Annotated in this window: 18 protein-coding genes; 10 read left to right on the top strand and 8 right to left on the bottom strand. The window is 38.8% G+C overall.

From position 1 onward, the window contains the following. Positions 1-6: 6 nt before the first annotated feature. The 5 genes from BM073_RS09220 to BM073_RS09200 all read right to left on the bottom strand — a co-directional run bounded on the left by BM073_RS09220 (position 7) and on the right by BM073_RS09200 (position 4,315). Entirely contained in the window at positions 7-1,488 is a 1,482-nt protein-coding gene (locus BM073_RS09220) for a bifunctional phytoene desaturase/3,4-desaturase (RefSeq protein ID WP_091653464.1), read from the bottom strand. Between the two features lie 4 nt (positions 1,489-1,492). Beyond that, the gene (locus BM073_RS09215) at positions 1,493-2,005 is read right to left on the bottom strand and encodes an RNA polymerase sigma factor (RefSeq protein ID WP_091653757.1); all 513 of its coding nucleotides are present in this window, start codon (positions 2,003-2,005) and stop codon (positions 1,493-1,495) included. Positions 2,006-2,211: 206 nt separating this feature from the next. Then, positions 2,212-3,108, bottom strand: coding sequence for a MerR family transcriptional regulator (locus tag BM073_RS09210; RefSeq protein WP_091653462.1), 897 nt, complete (start codon positions 3,106-3,108; stop codon positions 2,212-2,214). Further along, positions 3,105-3,551, bottom strand: coding sequence for a sterol desaturase family protein (locus BM073_RS09205; RefSeq protein WP_091653461.1), 447 nt, complete (start codon positions 3,549-3,551; stop codon positions 3,105-3,107). The genes BM073_RS09210 and BM073_RS09205 overlap by 4 nt, the downstream gene beginning before the upstream one ends. 98 nt (positions 3,552-3,649) lie before the next feature. After that, on the bottom strand, positions 3,650-4,315 hold the full coding sequence (locus tag BM073_RS09200) for a carotenoid biosynthesis protein (protein ID WP_091653459.1): 666 nt from the start codon (positions 4,313-4,315) through the stop codon (positions 3,650-3,652). A 105-nt stretch (positions 4,316-4,420) separates the two neighbouring features. Here BM073_RS09200 and BM073_RS09195 point away from each other — a divergent pair, with 105 nt between their 5' ends. From BM073_RS09195 to BM073_RS09150, 10 genes are all read left to right on the top strand, one after another. After that, positions 4,421-4,723 carry a DUF4286 family protein gene (locus tag BM073_RS09195; protein WP_091653755.1) on the top strand — a complete coding sequence of 101 codons (303 nt, stop codon included), beginning with the start codon at positions 4,421-4,423 and terminating at the stop codon, positions 4,721-4,723. Positions 4,724-4,725: 2 nt separating this feature from the next. Further along, on the top strand, positions 4,726-5,190 hold the full coding sequence (locus BM073_RS09190; protein WP_091653458.1) for a TspO/MBR family protein: 465 nt from the start codon (positions 4,726-4,728) through the stop codon (positions 5,188-5,190). A gap of 241 nt (positions 5,191-5,431) precedes the next feature. Then, on the top strand, positions 5,432-6,565 hold the full coding sequence (locus BM073_RS09185; protein WP_091653456.1) for a DUF4221 family protein: 1,134 nt from the start codon (positions 5,432-5,434) through the stop codon (positions 6,563-6,565). Positions 6,566-6,568: 3 nt separating this feature from the next. Further along, positions 6,569-7,705, top strand: coding sequence for a DUF4221 family protein (locus tag BM073_RS09180; protein WP_091653455.1), 1,137 nt, complete (start codon positions 6,569-6,571; stop codon positions 7,703-7,705). Position 7,706: 1 nt separating this feature from the next. Continuing rightward, a complete protein-coding gene (locus BM073_RS09175) occupies positions 7,707-8,867 on the top strand; it encodes a DUF4221 family protein (protein WP_091653453.1) in 1,161 nt (386 codons plus the stop codon). Positions 8,868-8,872: 5 nt separating this feature from the next. Next, the gene (locus BM073_RS09170; RefSeq protein ID WP_091653452.1) at positions 8,873-10,024 is read left to right on the top strand and encodes a DUF4221 family protein; all 1,152 of its coding nucleotides are present in this window, start codon (positions 8,873-8,875) and stop codon (positions 10,022-10,024) included. Between the two features lie 4 nt (positions 10,025-10,028). After that, positions 10,029-11,177 (top strand): DUF4221 family protein, encoded by a 1,149-nt coding sequence (locus tag BM073_RS09165; RefSeq protein WP_091653450.1) that lies wholly within the window; start codon positions 10,029-10,031, stop codon positions 11,175-11,177. Positions 11,178-11,187: 10 nt separating this feature from the next. Further along, on the top strand, positions 11,188-12,333 hold the full coding sequence (locus BM073_RS09160; RefSeq protein ID WP_091653448.1) for a DUF4221 family protein: 1,146 nt from the start codon (positions 11,188-11,190) through the stop codon (positions 12,331-12,333). Beyond that, positions 12,330-13,481, top strand: coding sequence for a DUF4221 family protein (locus tag BM073_RS09155; RefSeq protein WP_091653447.1), 1,152 nt, complete (start codon positions 12,330-12,332; stop codon positions 13,479-13,481). Before BM073_RS09160 ends, BM073_RS09155 begins: the two co-directional genes overlap by 4 nt. After that, positions 13,478-14,638 (top strand): DUF4221 family protein, encoded by a 1,161-nt coding sequence (locus tag BM073_RS09150; RefSeq protein WP_091653445.1) that lies wholly within the window; start codon positions 13,478-13,480, stop codon positions 14,636-14,638. The genes BM073_RS09155 and BM073_RS09150 overlap by 4 nt, the downstream gene beginning before the upstream one ends. A gap of 766 nt (positions 14,639-15,404) precedes the next feature. On the opposite strand, the gene BM073_RS09145 is transcribed toward BM073_RS09150, so the two are convergent. From BM073_RS09145 to BM073_RS09135, 3 genes are read right to left on the bottom strand one after another with little or no spacing between them, the layout of a single operon-like run. Then, positions 15,405-16,007, bottom strand: coding sequence for a trimeric intracellular cation channel family protein (locus BM073_RS09145; protein ID WP_091653443.1), 603 nt, complete (start codon positions 16,005-16,007; stop codon positions 15,405-15,407). A 16-nt stretch (positions 16,008-16,023) separates the two neighbouring features. Beyond that, entirely contained in the window at positions 16,024-16,638 is a 615-nt protein-coding gene (locus BM073_RS09140) for a class I SAM-dependent methyltransferase (protein ID WP_091653441.1), read from the bottom strand. Beyond that, positions 16,625-17,527, bottom strand: a complete 903-nt coding sequence (locus BM073_RS09135) for a patatin-like phospholipase family protein (RefSeq protein WP_091653440.1) — start codon at positions 17,525-17,527, stop codon at positions 16,625-16,627. The genes BM073_RS09140 and BM073_RS09135 overlap by 14 nt, the downstream gene beginning before the upstream one ends. Positions 17,528-17,540: the final 13 nt, after the last annotated feature.

Here is a 17,540-nt window from a genome sequence, read left to right as displayed (position 1 = left end):
ATTTATTTACAGATTGTTTTCTTTGATCACTTCTTTTGCCACTACCTGCCCCGAAATCAGGGATGGCGGAACACCCGGTCCAGGCACAGTAAGCTGACCAGTATAATACAGATTTTTTACTTTTTTGTTCTTCAAAGAAGGTTTCAAAATTGCCGTTTGCAAAAGCGTATTAGCTAAGCCATAAGCATTGCCTTTGAAGGCATGATAGTCCGACTTGAAATCCGAATGGGCATAAGATCTTTTATAAATCACATGCGAGCGCACATCCTGACCCGTGATTTTCTCCAGACGGTCCATGATGATGTGGTAATATTTTTCTCTCATTTCCTCAGAATCCTCCAAATCAGGAGCTAAAGGAATTAATAAAAACATATTTTCTTTTCCCTCAGGAGCTACTGTAGGATCTGTAATTGATGGGACAGAAGCATAGAAAAGCGGCTTTTCCGGCCATCGTGGATTTTTGTAAATCGCATCTGCATGAGGACCAAGTGGTTCATCGAAAAACAGGTTGTGATGACGCAGATTCTTCAGTTTTTTATCAATTCCCAAGTAAAACAACAAACTGGAAGGGGCCATAACCCTCTTGTCCCAGTATTCCTCAGAATAATTGCTGTAATTAGGATTGAGCAAATGCTTATCCACGTGATGATAATCTGCACCGGCAATCACAATATCCGCTTCAATTTTTTCTCCAGAAATTAGACGAACGCGTTTAGCTATGCCTTTTTCCACTTCAATTTCTTCTACTTCGGATCCATAACGGATTTCAACTCCTTTTTCTTCAGCCAAGGAAACCATCCCTCGAATAATCTCATGCATTCCCTTTTTGGGATACCAAGTACCCAAAGCGATATCTGCATAGTTCATGAGGGAATAAAGGGCAGGAATATTTTCAGCTGTTTCTCCTAAAAAGAGAACAGGAAATTCCATCAATCGAATAATCTGCTCGGATTTAAAAAACTTGCAAACATGCTTAGACATGGATTGGAAAATATCCATTTTCACCATATCCACGAGCAATCCCGGAGAGGCAAATTCCAATAAGGACCTGCTTGGCCTTTTGACCAAATCGTGAATGCCTACCTCATATTTGTATTTTGCTTGCTCTAAAAATAAATCCAGTTGCTTGCCTGCGCCTGGTTCTATTCTATCCAACATGGCTTTGAATTCATCCATATTGGCCGGAATATCCAGAACTTCCTGCTCTCCATAAATGACAGCATAAGAAGGATCCAGACGAATCAGGTCATAATAGTCGGATGGCTTTTTCCCAAATCGGGCAAAATAATCCTCAAATACATCCGGCATCCAGTACCAACTGGGCCCCATATCAAAAACAAACCCCTGGTGCTCAAACTTTCTCGCTCGACCTCCTGGGGTTTCGTTTTTTTCTAAAAGAGTAACTGAACAACTCTCTCCTGCCAGATGGGTGGCTACTGATAGTCCTGCAAAGCCAGAACCGATTACCACCACATGCTTTTTACTCATAGGATCAATTTTTATTCTTATAAACTGCTAGATCATCTTTCAACAGCTTTCTGGCAATATGTATTCTATTCTTTACAGTTCCAATTGGAATCTGCAACTTATCCGCAATTTCATGATACTTGAATCCTCTGTAGTGCATCATAAAAGGAGTCTTATATACATCGTCCAGTTTATCAATTGCGGTGTAAATATCTTCCATCGCAAAGTTTCCATAAACGCCATTCTCAATTTGAGAATCGCTGGAATTAATGTAATGAAGATTGTCTGTGGTGTCTACGAATGTGCCTCTTCTGACCATTCGCTGATAGTTGGTAATGAAGGTATTTTTCATAATGGTATACAACCATGCTTTCAGGTTGGTACCTTCTGTAAACTTATCTCTGTTGGTAAATGCCTTTACCATGGTGTCTTGTAACAAATCATTTGCATCATCCATGTCCCTGGTTAACTTCAGTGCAAATGGTTTCAGTGTGCTGGAAAGCTTGTGTAGTGAGTAACTGAATTCTAGAGTTGTCATGGTAGCTTTGTGTTTTTGTTTAATCAAACTTAGGAATACTTAAACAAAATACAAAGCTTTTGTTGAATTTTTTTTCATTTAGGTTAAACAAAATATTTCTTGACCGCTCTTTTTTGGGATTTATGGCCGAATTTGGATATAAATGGACAAAAAAAGGCATTCTTGGTAGAATGCCTTTTGTTTAATTTATTGTTAAATTCTTTAGACTATTTCTCTTGTGTCACTTCTGCGAGCTCTTCCAGCATAACTTTGATGTCCCTAATGTAATTGAGTTGCTGCACATTAGCCGGGAGTTTTAAATCCTGACCGATTACCTGATACCCTGTGATCAAGATTTTTGCTTCCTGAAAACGCTCTGACAAAGCATCCACATAGTCTTGTGCATACTCCGAACTTGGTGAGGTAGTAATCACAGTTAAAAGGTAATCAGGTCTATGCAATTTATAAACTGAAAGGAGATCATCATTAGGGGTGCTTTGTCCTAAGTATATAACCTTATGTCCCATGCTTTTGATCAGATAAGCTGCGAAAAGCAGGGAAATTTCATGAAGTTCTCCTTCTGGTAGGAATAGTAAAAATTTCTTTCCTCCACCGTTTACCACTTGACCATCTATGGCTACAATGAGTTTCTGTCTGACCAGGTTAGAAATGAAATGCTCCTGAGCCGGATTGATCGCCCCGGTTTGCCAAAGCACTCCAATCTTAGACATGAATGGATAGATGATGTTGAGCATGGTTTGCTCAAAGCCCAGTTTAAGGATATTGGAAGAAAGAATTTTATCGAATCGCTCCTCATCCATTTCTATCATACAGATAGTCAATGCATGGATTTGATCGTCATGGGTTAGAGATCTTTCCGTCAGTTTCATCACTTCAGTTCGAATCTCTCCTTCTTCCATAGATGCAATCTTACTGATCTTAAAGCCATTGTCATTCAACAAAGCGACATTCAAAATCAGTTTCAGGTCCGCATCATCATAATAACGGATATTGGTATCAGTCCTTTTGGGGCTCAGCAAATTGTAACGCTGCTCCCAGATACGTAATGTATGGGCCTTGATACCTGAAAGTTGCTCTAGATCTTTGATCGAATAAGTGCTCACTTTTCTTCCTGTTTAAAATATTCTCTGGGTACTACGAACAATCCGAAGGAAACAGCATCTTCCTTTTGATTGGTTTTATGATGCGCTTGATGCGCCTTGAAGATTCCTTTTAGGAAAGCATTTTTGGGTCGGTCAAACCATTTCAGTCTGCGATGAACCAAAACATCATGCAAAAAGAAATAGAGTACTCCGTACAAACTGATTCCGATTCCCATCCAAAACCGATAATCAAGATTTTCCAATCCCAGGAAAATCAATACTACTGCAATACTTCCAAAGAGCAACGAAAACAAATCGTTCAACTCAAAGAAAGACTTAGAAGGCTGATGATGGGTCTTGTGGATCATCCAAAGAGGACCATGCATCAAGTACTTGTGAATCAACCAACCGGAAAATTCCATTACGATAAATCCCAGTGCGATAAATCCTATAGCTTTAATCATCACGAAAACAACTAATTAAGTGACTGTTTTGTTATAAGCTGCAATTTGACCTTTTGTTTCAGCTTTATGGAATAATATTTTATGATTCATGTCATAAATCATTCCACAACGGTAAAATTGAGTATGGTAAAGAATAAAATTAATGTCAAAAGCAAAGGCAGTGCAATAGGATTCTGCTTTTCAAACTTTGCTTTTCTAAAAATCAGGTGGATCAGGTAGGCTATAAAAAACCACCCCAGATAATTGCCTACAGGAATGATGTCAAATTTCCAATACCAAAAATCCAATGAAACTGCCACCGGCTCCAAAATATAGTCTATCGCGGTCATCGCTGTAGCGCCTAAAAATGCCGCATAATAATCATTGGGAATTTTCTGGAAGGCAAGTCCAGTGAGATAGGATAAAATAAACCAATTGACACCTATTATAATAGGAACCTCCCAAAGCTTAGGTCCCAAGGTCGGACCATATACATAGTCTCCAAATAAATACCCGGTATGAATTCCTATCAATTCTGCCCCAAAACCTATCCAAAATGCAGCTGCGGCAAAAATCGGAAATGAGTCAGACCAGCCCCTGTGAAATAGAAGAATGATCACCAGAGAAGTCAAAAGCTGAGCTGGAGTCATACTCAAAAACCAATCTCTATAATCTGGCAAGCTGAGCCCCACCAAACCAACACCGTGAAGGATGATGATTACCGCTATGGCAATGATTACTTTTATATTGGTCCTGGAGCTATTTTCAGTGACTACTTTATGCATGAGCGGTGCTTGGGTGAGCAGAATTGAGGTTTTAAGTTTGGGATTCCTAACTTTGATGTTCCAAATTTGTTATTAAAAAAAGGAAAATCCCTACAAAACTACGAAATGATACTATACAACGTCACCATCAATGTTGCTCCCGAGATAGAAGAAGACTTTATTCAATGGTTGAAAGACACCCATATTCCAGAAGTAATGGCCACTGGTATTTTTACCGAGCATAAATTATTGAGACTGATCCAAAGGGCGGATGATGGCAGCACCAACTATGCAGTGCAATATTTTACTGAGAGCCTTGCCAAAATGCAGGAGTACGAAACCAAGCATGCTCCTGCCCTAAGAGCCAAAACGCAAGAACGCTACCAAGATAAAGCATTGGCCTTCCGAACCCTTTTGGAAATCATTTAAAAATGCCCAACTGGCTCAAACTCATCATCAGCATCATTTTGCCTCAAGCCGCTGGGCTGACCGGGGCTTATTTTACCATCAGTAGCGTAGATAGCTGGTACGGAACCTTGGAAAAGCCTTTTTTCAATCCTCCACCTTGGTTGTTCGGTCCCGTTTGGACGACTTTGTATCTGATGATGGGTTGGGTTTGCTATTTGATCTGGAAAAGCAATCACTCTCAAAAGAGATTTTTATTAAGTCTTTATTTTATTCAGCTTGCTTTAAACGCGATTTGGTCCCCGGCATTTTTTGGAGCAGAGTCTCCTGCTTTAGGCTTGGTGGTTATCATTCCTTTGGGAGTATTAGTCTTTATTTGCATTCTGCAGTTTAAGAAAATATCGCCATGGGCATCCTGGTTAATGATTCCCTATTTTCTCTGGGTTTGCTTCGCCTCTCTTCTCAATTTTTCTATCTGGTATCTGAATTGAGGTTTTTGTTTCTTTTAATATAATGTATATCAGCCTTTTTAATAGAAAGTAAGGTTCTGGTTCAACTTAAAGGACCAGAAATTTGATCCTTCCGTCTTCGGTCTTCCTTCTATTTTGAATAAAGGATTTATCCTCACTGTGATTATTGTAGCCAATTAGATATTTTTTTCAACGCTTTTTCCGTTTGTGCACTAGGTTTTTAGCAAATAAAGATTAGTTTTAAATCTTTAATTATTTTTATATGAAACAAATTTTTACCGCGCTCTTGCTGCTGAGCTTTTTTTCATGCAGTCAGAACAGTTCCGAAAAAGAGACTTCCAATATTTTAGAGAAGTTGGAGCTCAAAATTGATAGCCTGACTGTCGATTCCGGGGAGGAAATTTTTGCTCCCGATGGAATATATTCCGAAGATCAGAGCCTAGACGGTGAACGTGTCTTCGCTTTCTACGAACCAGACTTTGAGGTTTTTGAGATTTCACTTAAAGAAATGAAGTTGCTCGCGAGGCATCCCTTCCAGCGTGAGGGTCCTGACGGCATCAAAGGGTGGATTTCCTCATTTCAAGCCCTTCCTGAGGATCAACTGATGATTTATGATGGGGTGATTCCAAGTATTTATGATCTGGAAGGCAAAAAATTAAAATCATTCGAACAGGATTTTCAAAAAATGATTGATTTCCAATCTGAGAGTCCCTTTATGGTCACTAATTATTTGAAATCCAGCCCAGAGCAAAATTTCTTTTTCTCTTTACCAGCAGAGTTTGGAAAGCCCATCTTGGGCCTTGCGGTATTTGACATGATGAATGAGAAAGGTAGGGTTTTGAAACTACCTGCCTTTGATTTAGTCACAGGTTTTCAAGTGATTTTCCGCCAGGGAAATGGAGCCTCATTTTATGGCGACAGGGTAGAGTTACAATTGATTAATCAGCAACTGCTGGTTACCTGCAACTCAACAGCTCAAGTCTACAGATATGACTACAAGAATGATTCTTTGGAATTGATCTCCTTTGAGCATCAACTGGTAGAAAACCAAAAAAGCGGTTCATTTACCAATGAAGTAGATTCCAGAGAAAAACAGATGGAGGTAGCGAATCAAATACGGCAGCAGATTTCTTTTGAAAATTTCTATTGGGATGAAAGCAGAAAACTCTACTTCCGCTTTGCTACCAAAAATTATTATATCTCACCGGATGGCAAAGTGCGAAAAGCGGACTGCTACCTCTTCGCCTATGATGAGGAATTTCATTTAGTCGGAGAGCAATTTTTACCGGAATTGACCAGAATCCCCTATTTCGGTTACTTCCATGAGGGAGATTTTTTCAGCTACTGGCCTTTGGGAGATGAGGCCGGCTTTGTCAGATTTCAATTTAATTTCTAATCCATGAATAGATTTCCATTAGTCATTTTCCTGATCCTACTCTTTTCTTGCGGAGAAAATACCGAAGAACGGTCCCAAAAATCCGATAATATCCTGGCAGACCTCCAGATTAGTTTAGATACGGTGATAGTTGATGTAGGAGAAGAAATTTTTAATCCTGGGATGTATTATCAATTTGGACTAAGTGAAGATGGTCAATCGGTCTACTTTGCCTTAAACCGAGAACCTGAGGTGCACGAAATAACCCTTCAAAAGCTCCAATTGGTCCGCAGAATATACTTTGAAAAAGATGGGCCAAACCGTGCTCCCAATTTTATCAATTACTTCGATGTCCTACCAAAGAATGAATTCATGTTGGCACACTATGGAATTCAGGGAATCTATAATGCGCAAGCAGAAAAAATTCAGACGATGGAGATACAGCCTGGGGAATTCCAAGGCCTAGACGAGGATTTGCATGCACTTTATTTGAATCTCACTATCAGCCCGGATAAGAAACTGGCCTTTTCCACTCCTAAAAAGCCTTCTGAAATTTTCAATTCATTTATAGCCAAAATGAACCTTCATGAAAAAACAGGTGAACTCATCGCTCTCCCTGCTTTGGAAATCACGAAAAATTTCCAAGTAACATTTAGCAGTGAAAACTCAAGCACTACTTATGGAGATTTCATATCCATTCAAAAGGTGAACAATCAGCTTGTCATATATTCCGGCAGTACTTCCGACTTATATCTATATGACTTTGCCACGGATTCTTTGATACTTAAAACTTTCAATCATCAGCTAGTTCCAGCAAAAAAGACAGGCTCTTTTCCCTCAAAAGTAGACTCTCAGGAAAGAGTAAGAGAAGTAGGCGATGAAATCAATCAGCAGCCGACATTTTCAGGATTATATTGGGACCCAGGTAGAAAGCTGTATTTCCGATTTGCATCTAAGAGCAATGGGAAACTGGAAACCGGCGAGCCAAAAAAGAAAGATGTCTATTTATTTGCCTATGATGAGGAGTTGCAATTACTAGGTGAACAAATAGTTGATTTGCCCTATCCCTTTGGACGAGCCTTTTTCTTTGAGGGCAAGCTCTACAGTTATCGACCAGTAGATGAAGATCCTGGATTTGTGAGAATGACATTAACCTATTGATATGTACAAATTAGGAAAGACCTTTGTCCTCGCACTTTTTGTTGCTTTCGCTTTTTCCTGTAGTGGTGAGAAAGAATCTGCTGAAAACGACTCAACCAATATTCTAGCTGACTTTTCCTTTTCTGTGGATACTGTGGTCGTTGATCCGGGAGAGGAATTGATCAGTCTTCCTTATGGACTGGGTACACATACAATTAATGAGTCTAAATCACATCTTTATTTACTAGATGGGAAAAACTCCTTGATCAATAAAGTAAATCTCAACAGCCTAAAACTGGAAGAGCAGATTTCATTTGAAAAAGAAGGGCCTAATGGAGTCGGTGAGTATATAGAAGTGTTCGATGTGTTTCCCGGAGAAAGGTTTTTTCTTTCTGGATATGAAAAATCCAGTTTGATAGATAGGGAGGGCGAATTGATCAAGGACTACACACTAAAAGGAGATGATTTTGATATTGAGGGAATGGAGGAGAATTTCAAATATTCCCTCTACTACAAACTGATCTTATCTATTGAAGATGAAAAACTGTTTTCACTTCCCGGTGACTTCATGAAAGCAAGCAGAAAGTTGGCAAAATTCAACTTTAGAGAGAAGAGCGGTAAAATTTATGACCTGCCTGCTTTGGAGAAGGCATCAGAATATCAAATTATTCTTAATTCGAATGATGGCATGATGATATACGTGGAGGAGATTCACTTTCAAAGAATCAATAACAGGTATTTTTTGTCTACGAGTCCTACCAATAATATCTATGAGTTTTTTCCAGAACTCGATTCACTAATCTTATATAAATATAATTTTTCTTTAGCCCCAAACAGAAAAGAGAAGCAGATTAGAAATGAAGTTTCCTCACAGGAGGAGTTTGAATCTGAGATGGAAAAAGCCAGAACTCAGATTGGATTTGAAAAGCTGATTTATGATGACAAATCTGAGAGATACTATCGTTTTGGAAGAATCTATCAAGCCCGGGAAGATAAAGAGGCTCCCCTCAAGGCTCAGGTGTTTTTATTCGCCTTTGATAAAAATCTTAAACTGATCGGAGAAACTGAAATCCCGGAATTAGATCGAGCTCCTTTAAGTGCCTTCTTCAAAAACGGCAAGCTCTGGTCCTATGTAAATGTGAATGATGAGTTGGGCTTTGCGGTGATGGATTTTAAATTTTAATCTCAATGAATTATAAACTCATGATAAGACAGCTTTTATTCCTTTTTTTTGTCTCCATAATTTTTTCTTGCCAGGAGAAATCCAGCGAAAAAATTGAGCAAAGCAATATCCTTGAAAATCTCACCTTCACAGTTGATACAATATTGGTGGACTCGGGAGATGAACTTTTAAACCTTGGCTTTGGAATCCGAACCTTCGACTTGACCGACAATGGCTTTTTCTTTTTTGAAAACAGTCCTCCTGCTTTAGTCGAGGTGGATTTGGAAGCGATGACATTAACCCAAAAAACTGAATTCGAAACCGAAGGACCTGATGGAGTCGGCAACTTTGTGGCCCAAGTGTCAATAGGTCCCAATGAGGAAGTTTATGTTTTGGGTGTTCCTCAAATCGGCATTTATGACAAATCGGGGAAGAAGCAAAAAAATCTCAAAGTGACTCCAAAGGAAATTGACTCCCAACTTGCCGAAAACTTTTTTGCCTTATATGGAAATTCCATTTACGATTTTAAAAGAAACCTTTTTTACTCTTGGCCAACAGGTGAAGAAATTAATAATCCTGAATTGGTAATCATTGATGTAAAAAATCAAACCGCCAGAACAGTTGCTCTTCCAGAAATGGAAATAGTTCGGAAATACACTCTTTTGGCAAATGAAAACGGAAACTATATGTCTTCAGGTCAACCCGTTTATCTCTTCAATCATCAAAACAAACTCTTGATATCCACTTCAGCCATGGGAGATTTTTATGAATATGACCTGGATGCAGACAGTTTGCGCTTGATAAAAGTCACACATCAAATGATTCCCAATCGACTTAGTGGAGAAGTCACGCAAAACCTGACAACCGAAAAAGCATTTAGGCAGGAAATGGCAAAAATCAATTCTCAGATCATTTATCAAAAATTGATGTGGGACTCTAAAAAGAATCTTTTTTTCAGACTAGCCTCGCAGGTCAAAATGGGAGAAACTCGAAATGATCCTAATGAATACACCTATTATTTATTAGCCTATAATAAAGACTACGAGTTGGTTGGTGAAAGCAAACTCAATGGGGTTACAGATTTCATAAGAGGTTATTTTTTCAAAGACGGCAAACTCTGGTCTTATATCAATGTGAATGATGAGTTGGGTTTTGCGGTGATGGATTTTAAGTTTTAAAAAGATGCGAAAAATAAGCCTACTACTTTTTCTTTCTTTGGTTTTGGCCTGTGGGGGCAATTCTTCTAAAAACCCCAATTCTGGGAATGTGCTTGAAAACCTGACTTTTACAATTGATACCGTACTAGTAGACCCGAAAGATGAAATTTTTGATTTAGGGTTTGGAGTGCATAATTCCGCGCTTTCATTGGATACTAAAACGTTTTACTTTTTTGATATGAGAAAGACGGTAATCTATGAAATAGACTTGGACAGATTGGAAATGGTTGCTGTTTACCCATTCTCCAAAGAAGGCCCAAATTCCATTGGATTTAATCCACCAAAAATTAATTCCCTTCAAAACGATCGCTTTTTAATTACCTCTCCAGGTATAAATGTTGGGATTTTTACCAAAAATGGGCAAAAGGAAAAAAGCTTAAAATTCAATTTTAGAGAAATTGAGGGATTGGGAGTCCAAGAGGAAGGCTTAATCACCAGTAGAGTCACTTTATCTCATGATGAGGAGCAAATGTTTGCTTTGACTAGATTAAGTGCCACTCAGACTGAAGTCAGGCTCTTGGTCATTGACCCAAATTCCAAAACGGGGAAAAGTATAGAATTGCCCAGCATGCACCAGGCGGTAAAATTTACACTACTCCTTCAACAACCAAAAAGGGTTTCGAGTACAGGGGAAAATATTTGGTTAAATACCCTGCATGAAAAGCTTTTTATTACCAGTTCGGTTACTTCTGATACCTATGTGTATGATTATGCCAAAGACTCCTTGATATTAGTTGAATTTAATCACAAGCTAGTCCCAAGGAAAAAAACGGGAGATTTTGAAAGTAATTTATTTACCGATGAGAAAGCATTTGAAGATGCGGCAGAGAAACAAATCAACCAGGTTGCTTTCAAAGAATTGATTTGGGATGATCAGCGAAAACAGTTTTTTAGGTTTGCCTATAAACGGATTAAGGATTCTGAAGGCAACTGGTACCGAAGCGCCGATGTATATCTATTTGTTTATGATGACGAATTAGCCTTATTAGGAGAAAAGTACTTACCCGAATTTAGCAATGTTCCAGAATTCACCTTCTTCAAAGACGGCAAGCTCTGGTCCTATGTCAATGTGAATGATGAGTTGGGCTTTGCGGTGATGGATTTTAAATTTTAACCTAACTATTATGAAAAAACTACCTATTTACTTTTTGTTGCTTTTCCTGATTTCCTGTGGAGGAGATCCTGATAAATCCAGTGCCAATCAAAATCTAGACATCTCCTACGAAATCGACACTGTAATGGTGGATGCTGGGGATCACTTCTTTTTTGTACGCTATGGTCTGAGTATGTCCGATTTGGATAAAGAGCGAAAACTCCTCTACAATTTCAATAATCAGGAGATGGTCATGGAAATTATAGACTTGGAGAACCTAAAATTGAAAGAGGTTCGTCAATACGAGAAAGAAGGGCCCAATGGAATTGGAGGCGGCTTTATCATGCGCATCCAAGTCCTTCCGGATGAAAGTGTGCTTTTTTATGACTTTGTAGGCATCCATCATGTGGCTAATTCCGGTGAAAAGATCACTACTCACAAATTGGGCGAAATTGAATGGCAAGGGGATCAATTGGCTGAGGAGGAAGAAATAAATATGTCCAGTTTGGATACCCAAGATGGCAAACGATTTTATGGTTTTTATGGCACCCAAGGTTTTGACAGCAAAATTCTTGGTTTGGTAAAAATCGACTTAAGTGATCAATCGCTTCGCTTATTTCCATCTGACTTTTTGCAATTTACCTCAGACTTTGAAATCAGTTTTGAGATGAATGGAGGAGGAATGGCGAAAGCGCCTGAGCAAAACCGCGTTAGAGTGCTCGATGACAAAATTCTGATCACTACCAGTTCAAAAAATCAAATCTGGCAATGGAACTTGGAGCAAGACAGCCTAATCAGTCAAAGCTATGAGAGCAAGTTGAGTTCTAATAGCAAAAAAGGAAATTTCCCAATGCAGGCGAGTTCTCAGGAGGAATTTAGAGCAGCGATGAAGGAAAAAAACAAAGAGGTCAGTTTTGGTAGATTGATCCATGATACTGAACAGAATAAATTTTGGAGAGTTCATCGTGATCTGGAGCGGATGACTGCTGGGGATACCATAATTTATAAGCATATCCTGACAGCTTTTGATTTGGAGATAAATCAGGTTGGCGAAACACTTTTACCTGAGGGAATCTTGTTTTTCGAACCTGGATTTTATCTTGAAGGAAGGTTGTGGAAGTTTTTAAATATTGACGATGAGGTAACTTTTGTAAGAGTAAAACCAGAGATTAAATGAGAAGATTACTCTTCAATTTATTTTTAGTTGGTCTCTTTTCCTGTGGAGGAAAAATCGATTCTAACAATCAAGATATTTCAGAAGAAATCTCCTACAACATCGACACAGTCATCATTGATGCTGGCGATCAATTTCTTTATTTGTCAGAAGCGCTAGGGAGATCATACCTTTCCAAGAATGGAAAGACTTTATATAATTTGAATCAAAAAGTACCCCATCTTGAAGTTATTGACCTTAGCATACTGAAACTGAATGGGATTATCCCTATGGAAAGGGAAGGACCTGTAGGCATCGGTGCTTACAATTTTTATGATAAAGTTCAGGTTTTGGAAAATGGTGAGATTTTCATTTTTGCATGGGATGTTATTTCGAAGCTTTCAGCCGACAGAAAATCTGTAGAGAAGTTTAGATTTTCAGCTGAAAACCTAAAAGGAGATAGATTGGAAGAAGATGAAGAAATCAAATATGAAGGAATCATATCCGAAGATGGTAAATCTTTATTCACTTTTTATGGTAAATCAAATGAACCGTCCTCTAGATTGGGTTTAGCCCTGATTGATCTTGATAAAATGGGTTTACGAAAGGTTGAATTACCTCTTTTTCAAGAACTCAAAAAGTTTGAAATAAAAACTGAAAAAGAGCCATATGCTAAATATCCATATATCTATGTATTGCCTATTTTTTTGACTCAAAGCTCCGATCAACTTTTAGTTTCCTCTTCAGCTTTCAATGAAGTTTACAAAGTTGATATTTCATCAGGAACTTACTCCCATCTAACTTTTTCCTCTTCTATTACTGCTAATGAAATTGAGCTCAAATATTCTACAGAGGCCAGATCAAGTTTTGAAGCACGAGAGGCAATTCGGGAAATTTGGAAACAGGTTTCATTTCGCAAGTTTGTTTGGGATCAGCAAACCAAAAAATACTGGAGACTTACTAATCAAATGGAGATTAATGAGGAAGATGAAAGCACAGACAACGTAACATTAACCTTTTTTGATCAATACTTAAATCAAAAAGGGGAAGTGAGTCTTCCAGAAAATTGGAGGATTCTAGGTGCTCCGCTGATCTCACAGGGAATGTATTGGCAATTTCTAAATATTGACGATGAAGTGGCTTTTGTAAGATTTAAACCAGAAATAAAATGAAAAAATTACTTTTTGCAGCGATCCTTTTTGTGACTTTTTCCTGCAGTCAGAAAGATTCTAATAAGGAAAAAGCTAGAGAGCTAGAAATTAGCTACAGCCTCGACACGGTTATGGTCGATGCTGGCGATCAGTTTATCCATGTAAACTGGAGCTTGACCAGTTCAGACCTATCAAAGGATGAAAAATACTTGTATAACTTTCAAACCGGAGCCAAAGAGCCCGGATTGGAAATCATCAATCTGGAAAAGCTTCAGCTTGAAAGGGAAATTCCATTTTACTTAGACGGCCCTAATTCCATACGACATTCCTATTTCAACAAGGTTTATGCCATGGAAGATGGAACTATTTACCTGTCGGATAATTACGACCTGTACCATTTTGATTTGGAAGGAACCAAACTTGGAAATTTGAATTATGCTAACCATGATTTTGAGGGAGAGAAGCTTCCTGAAGATTTAAGAGTCGATCTCAACGAGGCATTATCGGAGGATGGTGAAACACTCATTGCGCTTTATGCAGACAAGAAACTGGAAAGCGCACCACTTGGCATGGTGATTTTTGACTTGGAAAATAAAAAATTTCAATATCGGCCTCTGGAATTTATTCCCAAGATGGAAAAATTTAGAACCAGCCTTTACTTGCCGGAATATCCAGACTATCCCATGGGAGCTATCTTAGATTCTTATCTTCTTCAGGTAAAAAATGACACATTGATTCTCTCTACTAGGTCCAAAAATGAATTGAAGTTTTACAACTGGAAAACCGACTCTTTGACATCCAAATCCTACGAAAGCCAATTCACAAGTCAAGAGGCAAAAATTAATTTCCCAAAGCGAGTGGAAAGTCAAGAGGAGTATGAGCGACTTGCCACGGAAACTAAAAAGTATGTGAAATACGGCCCTCTGATGTTTGACAAAAAGAATAGCCTCTATTGGAGATTATCTTCGGAAATGGATAAAATGGTGGGAGATTCCATTGTTTTTAAAACTGTGTTGACAGCTTTCAATAAGGAATTTGATCAGGTGTCAGAAGTTCTGCTGCCGCAGGATTATCAAATTGCTTATAAATCTTTTGTCAGAGATGGCATGCTTTATAGTTTCTTAAATGTAGATGATGAAGTGGCTTTTGTGAGAATTAAGCCAAGTATTTCAGAATAAAACCTTTTGATGAGCTGCGAAGAGATTCTTTTATAAACCTCATAGGAATGATAGAAAACATAGCTTTAAAAACTCTTAGCTTCTCTGCTCCTTTGCGGGAGATCCAAACCGCTGCACCGCTGTGCCTCTGCGAGCAGTTTTTAACCGCATAGGAATGATAGGAAACATAGCTTTAGAATCTCTTTGCCTCTCTGCTACTTTGCGGGATATAAAACCGCTGCGTCGCTGCGCCTCTGCGAGAAATTTTTAAACTACATAAGATTCACAATAGCACACATAGATTTAAACAAGGGTGAAAACTTGGTTTGAAAATAACTCAATAACCATTAACTCTTAACTACTCAAGTTCAACGACAATTTTCCACCGCATAGGAATGATAGAAAACATAACTTTAAAAACTCTTTGCCTCTCTGCTACTTTGCGGGAAGATCTAAACCGCTGCGTCGCTGTGCCTCTGAAGAGAAAATTTTAAACCACATAGGATTCACAATAGCGCACATAGGTTTAAACAAGAGTGAAAACTTGGTTTGAAAATAACTCAATAACCAATAACTCTTAACTACTCCAGTTCAACGACAATTTTCCACCGCATAGAAATGATAGAAAACATAGCTTTAAAAACTCTTTGCCTCTCTGCTACTTTGCGGGAGATCAAAAAATATCGAACATCGAACACACAATGATGAATAATGAAGTGTCGCCAACCTCAACCAGCGATTCTCTTCAATTACTCGATTAATCAATTACACACTTACACATCAACCCTCAATCCAGCCTTGGTAAGCTCAATTTATACTTCATCGCAATCAAGCGAATACTGATTACCAAAGACATGGAAATCAGCAAATTGTAATCCCTCTCCAATCCCCAATAATTCAAGCCAACATATAAAACGGCACCCGCAAGGCAAGCTGAAGCGTAAATTTCTTTCCTAAAAAGAACCGGAGTTTCATTGGTTAAAGTATCTCTGATCACTCCGCCCATCACCGCAGTAAACATTCCCATGATGGCTGCGATTTCAGGTCTGACTCCCAAACTCAAGGCTTTTTCCACACCTAAAACGGTAAAAAAACCTATCCCCAAGGTATCAAAAAGGAAAAAAGTCTTTCGGAGTCTACTTAGGAAATCAGGAAAAATAAATGCTGCCAATACCCCTAGCATAATCGCATATAAAAAATGGATATCCCCAATCCAGACTAGAGGATAGGAATCCAATAAAATATCTCTCAATGTTCCTCCACCGATAGCAGTGATGAAACCTGTAAACCCTGCTCCAAAAAGATCATGCTCTCTCTCCCGAATTGCCAAAGCACCGGAAATGGCAAAAACAAAAGTTCCTACAAGTTCAAGAACGTATTGAAGCGTCATTTTATATTGTTTCCAATTATATTTTTCGCATGATAAAAACTCCCATTTCCCGCTGATTTAAGACCAAAACAGTTTTGGGGGCCTCCACATATTCAAAGCCTAAGTCAAGTACTTGTTCCAATTCCTTAGCCTGCAAAACAAATCGCTCTGATCCGTCTGGCAATTCAAAAACCCCATTTCCTATTTCCTTGGCGGAATCTAGAATTCCCCCAAAGCCAGTACACATTCTAAACCAGAGAATCCCACCGGGCTTTAGAACCCGATGAATTTCGGAAATCATTTGCCTGAAGTTATCCACATTTTTGGCAAAATGTAAAACAGCTGAACAAATCACTACATCAAATGCCTCCGCGTGAAAAGGAATTTCTTCCAGTCTCCCAATTTGAAATCGATGGGCATCATACTCATTCTTTAAACTTTTTGACTGAAAGCGACAATACTGAATCGCTAACTCATCAGGGTCAATTCCGAAAATCTGATATCCCTGATTGACGAAGTAGGCTGTATTTCTGCCCTCCCCACAACCCGCATCCAAAATTTTCATTTCCTTGGTAAATCTACCTTTCAATATCTGATCCAGTAGGTAGATATCCACATTCCCCAATAAACGATTTAGCTCATTGATTTCCATGCTCCCAATCATCTAAAGCCTTTTGGGCCTTTTTTCTTCCAATTTCAATCAGTTCTGCAGAGCGGTGAAACTCCAGGGTTCCGGCTTGCTTTCTGGCCACTTTCACCTGAATATCCACATCATGTTTTTCCAAAAGGAGTTCACAAAACCTATCCTGAAGCAAGTCGAAAGAGCGTTTGACCAAATTGAGCGTAGAGTAGCTGATTTCTTTATCTTCAGGCTTTTCTTCCGGGAAAAACTGACTCATCTTATCCTTATACTCTCTCAACCAAGCTGGCAAGGTGATAAAACGGTTGCCTTCAGCATCCTTTTTAGGAGGGGCAACATAATCCTGATCCAATCCATTCACATCCACAATCATCAAAATGGTGTCTTCCCGCTTTTTAATCAGTGAAAGGGGAATAGGATTTAAAACTCCTCCATCTATCAAAATCTGCTTTTCGACTACCGCAGGAACGAAAACTGAAGGAATGCTTCCGGAAGCTCTTATGGCCGTATACAAACTTCCGCTATTAAAAATGACTTCCTTTCCTGAATGAACCTCCACAGCATTGCATGAAAAGGGAAGACTCAAATCTTCAATCTGACAATCCTCCACCACATTTTTCAGAGCCGAAAAGACTTTTTCTCCTTTGATAAATCCACGACTGGAAAAGGTAAAATCCATCAAAGAAAAAACATCAATCCGGTCCAGATTGCAGATCCAATTTTTAAAATCCTCCATCTTGCCTGCTGCATACATGCCCCCCACCAAAGCTCCGGCAGAGCAACCTGCTATTTCAGCAATTTCATAATTTCTTTTTTCCAACTCTTCAATCACCCCCACATGCGCTAATCCTCTAGCTCCACCGCTACTCAAAACCAGTGAAACTTTCTTCTTTTTTGCCATATCTTTAGGGTAT

It is taken from the genome of Algoriphagus ornithinivorans (genome assembly GCF_900115305.1).
GTDB classification, from domain to species: Bacteria; Bacteroidota; Bacteroidia; order Cytophagales; family Cyclobacteriaceae; genus Algoriphagus; species Algoriphagus ornithinivorans.
This window is presented reverse-complemented; position numbering and strand designations above follow the sequence as displayed.

Coding starts and splice junctions, on each gene's coding strand:
- BM073_RS09170 (WP_091653452.1), top strand. CDS start 8,873: ATGAATTATAAACTCATGATAAGACAGCTTTTATTCCTTTTTTTTGTC.
- BM073_RS09175 (WP_091653453.1), top strand. CDS start 7,707: ATGTACAAATTAGGAAAGACCTTTGTCCTCGCACTTTTTGTTGCTTTC.
- BM073_RS09220 (WP_091653464.1), bottom strand. CDS start 1,488: ATGAGTAAAAAGCATGTGGTGGTAATCGGTTCTGGCTTTGCAGGACTA.
- BM073_RS09135 (WP_091653440.1), bottom strand. CDS start 17,527: ATGGCAAAAAAGAAGAAAGTTTCACTGGTTTTGAGTAGCGGTGGAGCT.
- BM073_RS09150 (WP_091653445.1), top strand. CDS start 13,478: ATGAAAAAATTACTTTTTGCAGCGATCCTTTTTGTGACTTTTTCCTGC.
- BM073_RS09140 (WP_091653441.1), bottom strand. CDS start 16,638: ATGGAAATCAATGAGCTAAATCGTTTATTGGGGAATGTGGATATCTAC.
- BM073_RS09155 (WP_091653447.1), top strand. CDS start 12,330: ATGAGAAGATTACTCTTCAATTTATTTTTAGTTGGTCTCTTTTCCTGT.
- BM073_RS09205 (WP_091653461.1), bottom strand. CDS start 3,551: ATGATTAAAGCTATAGGATTTATCGCACTGGGATTTATCGTAATGGAA.
- BM073_RS09200 (WP_091653459.1), bottom strand. CDS start 4,315: ATGCATAAAGTAGTCACTGAAAATAGCTCCAGGACCAATATAAAAGTA.
- BM073_RS09165 (WP_091653450.1), top strand. CDS start 10,029: ATGCGAAAAATAAGCCTACTACTTTTTCTTTCTTTGGTTTTGGCCTGT.
- BM073_RS09180 (WP_091653455.1), top strand. CDS start 6,569: ATGAATAGATTTCCATTAGTCATTTTCCTGATCCTACTCTTTTCTTGC.
- BM073_RS09160 (WP_091653448.1), top strand. CDS start 11,188: ATGAAAAAACTACCTATTTACTTTTTGTTGCTTTTCCTGATTTCCTGT.
- BM073_RS09190 (WP_091653458.1), top strand. CDS start 4,726: ATGCCCAACTGGCTCAAACTCATCATCAGCATCATTTTGCCTCAAGCC.
- BM073_RS09195 (WP_091653755.1), top strand. CDS start 4,421: ATGATACTATACAACGTCACCATCAATGTTGCTCCCGAGATAGAAGAA.
- BM073_RS09185 (WP_091653456.1), top strand. CDS start 5,432: ATGAAACAAATTTTTACCGCGCTCTTGCTGCTGAGCTTTTTTTCATGC.
- BM073_RS09145 (WP_091653443.1), bottom strand. CDS start 16,007: ATGACGCTTCAATACGTTCTTGAACTTGTAGGAACTTTTGTTTTTGCC.
- BM073_RS09215 (WP_091653757.1), bottom strand. CDS start 2,005: ATGACAACTCTAGAATTCAGTTACTCACTACACAAGCTTTCCAGCACA.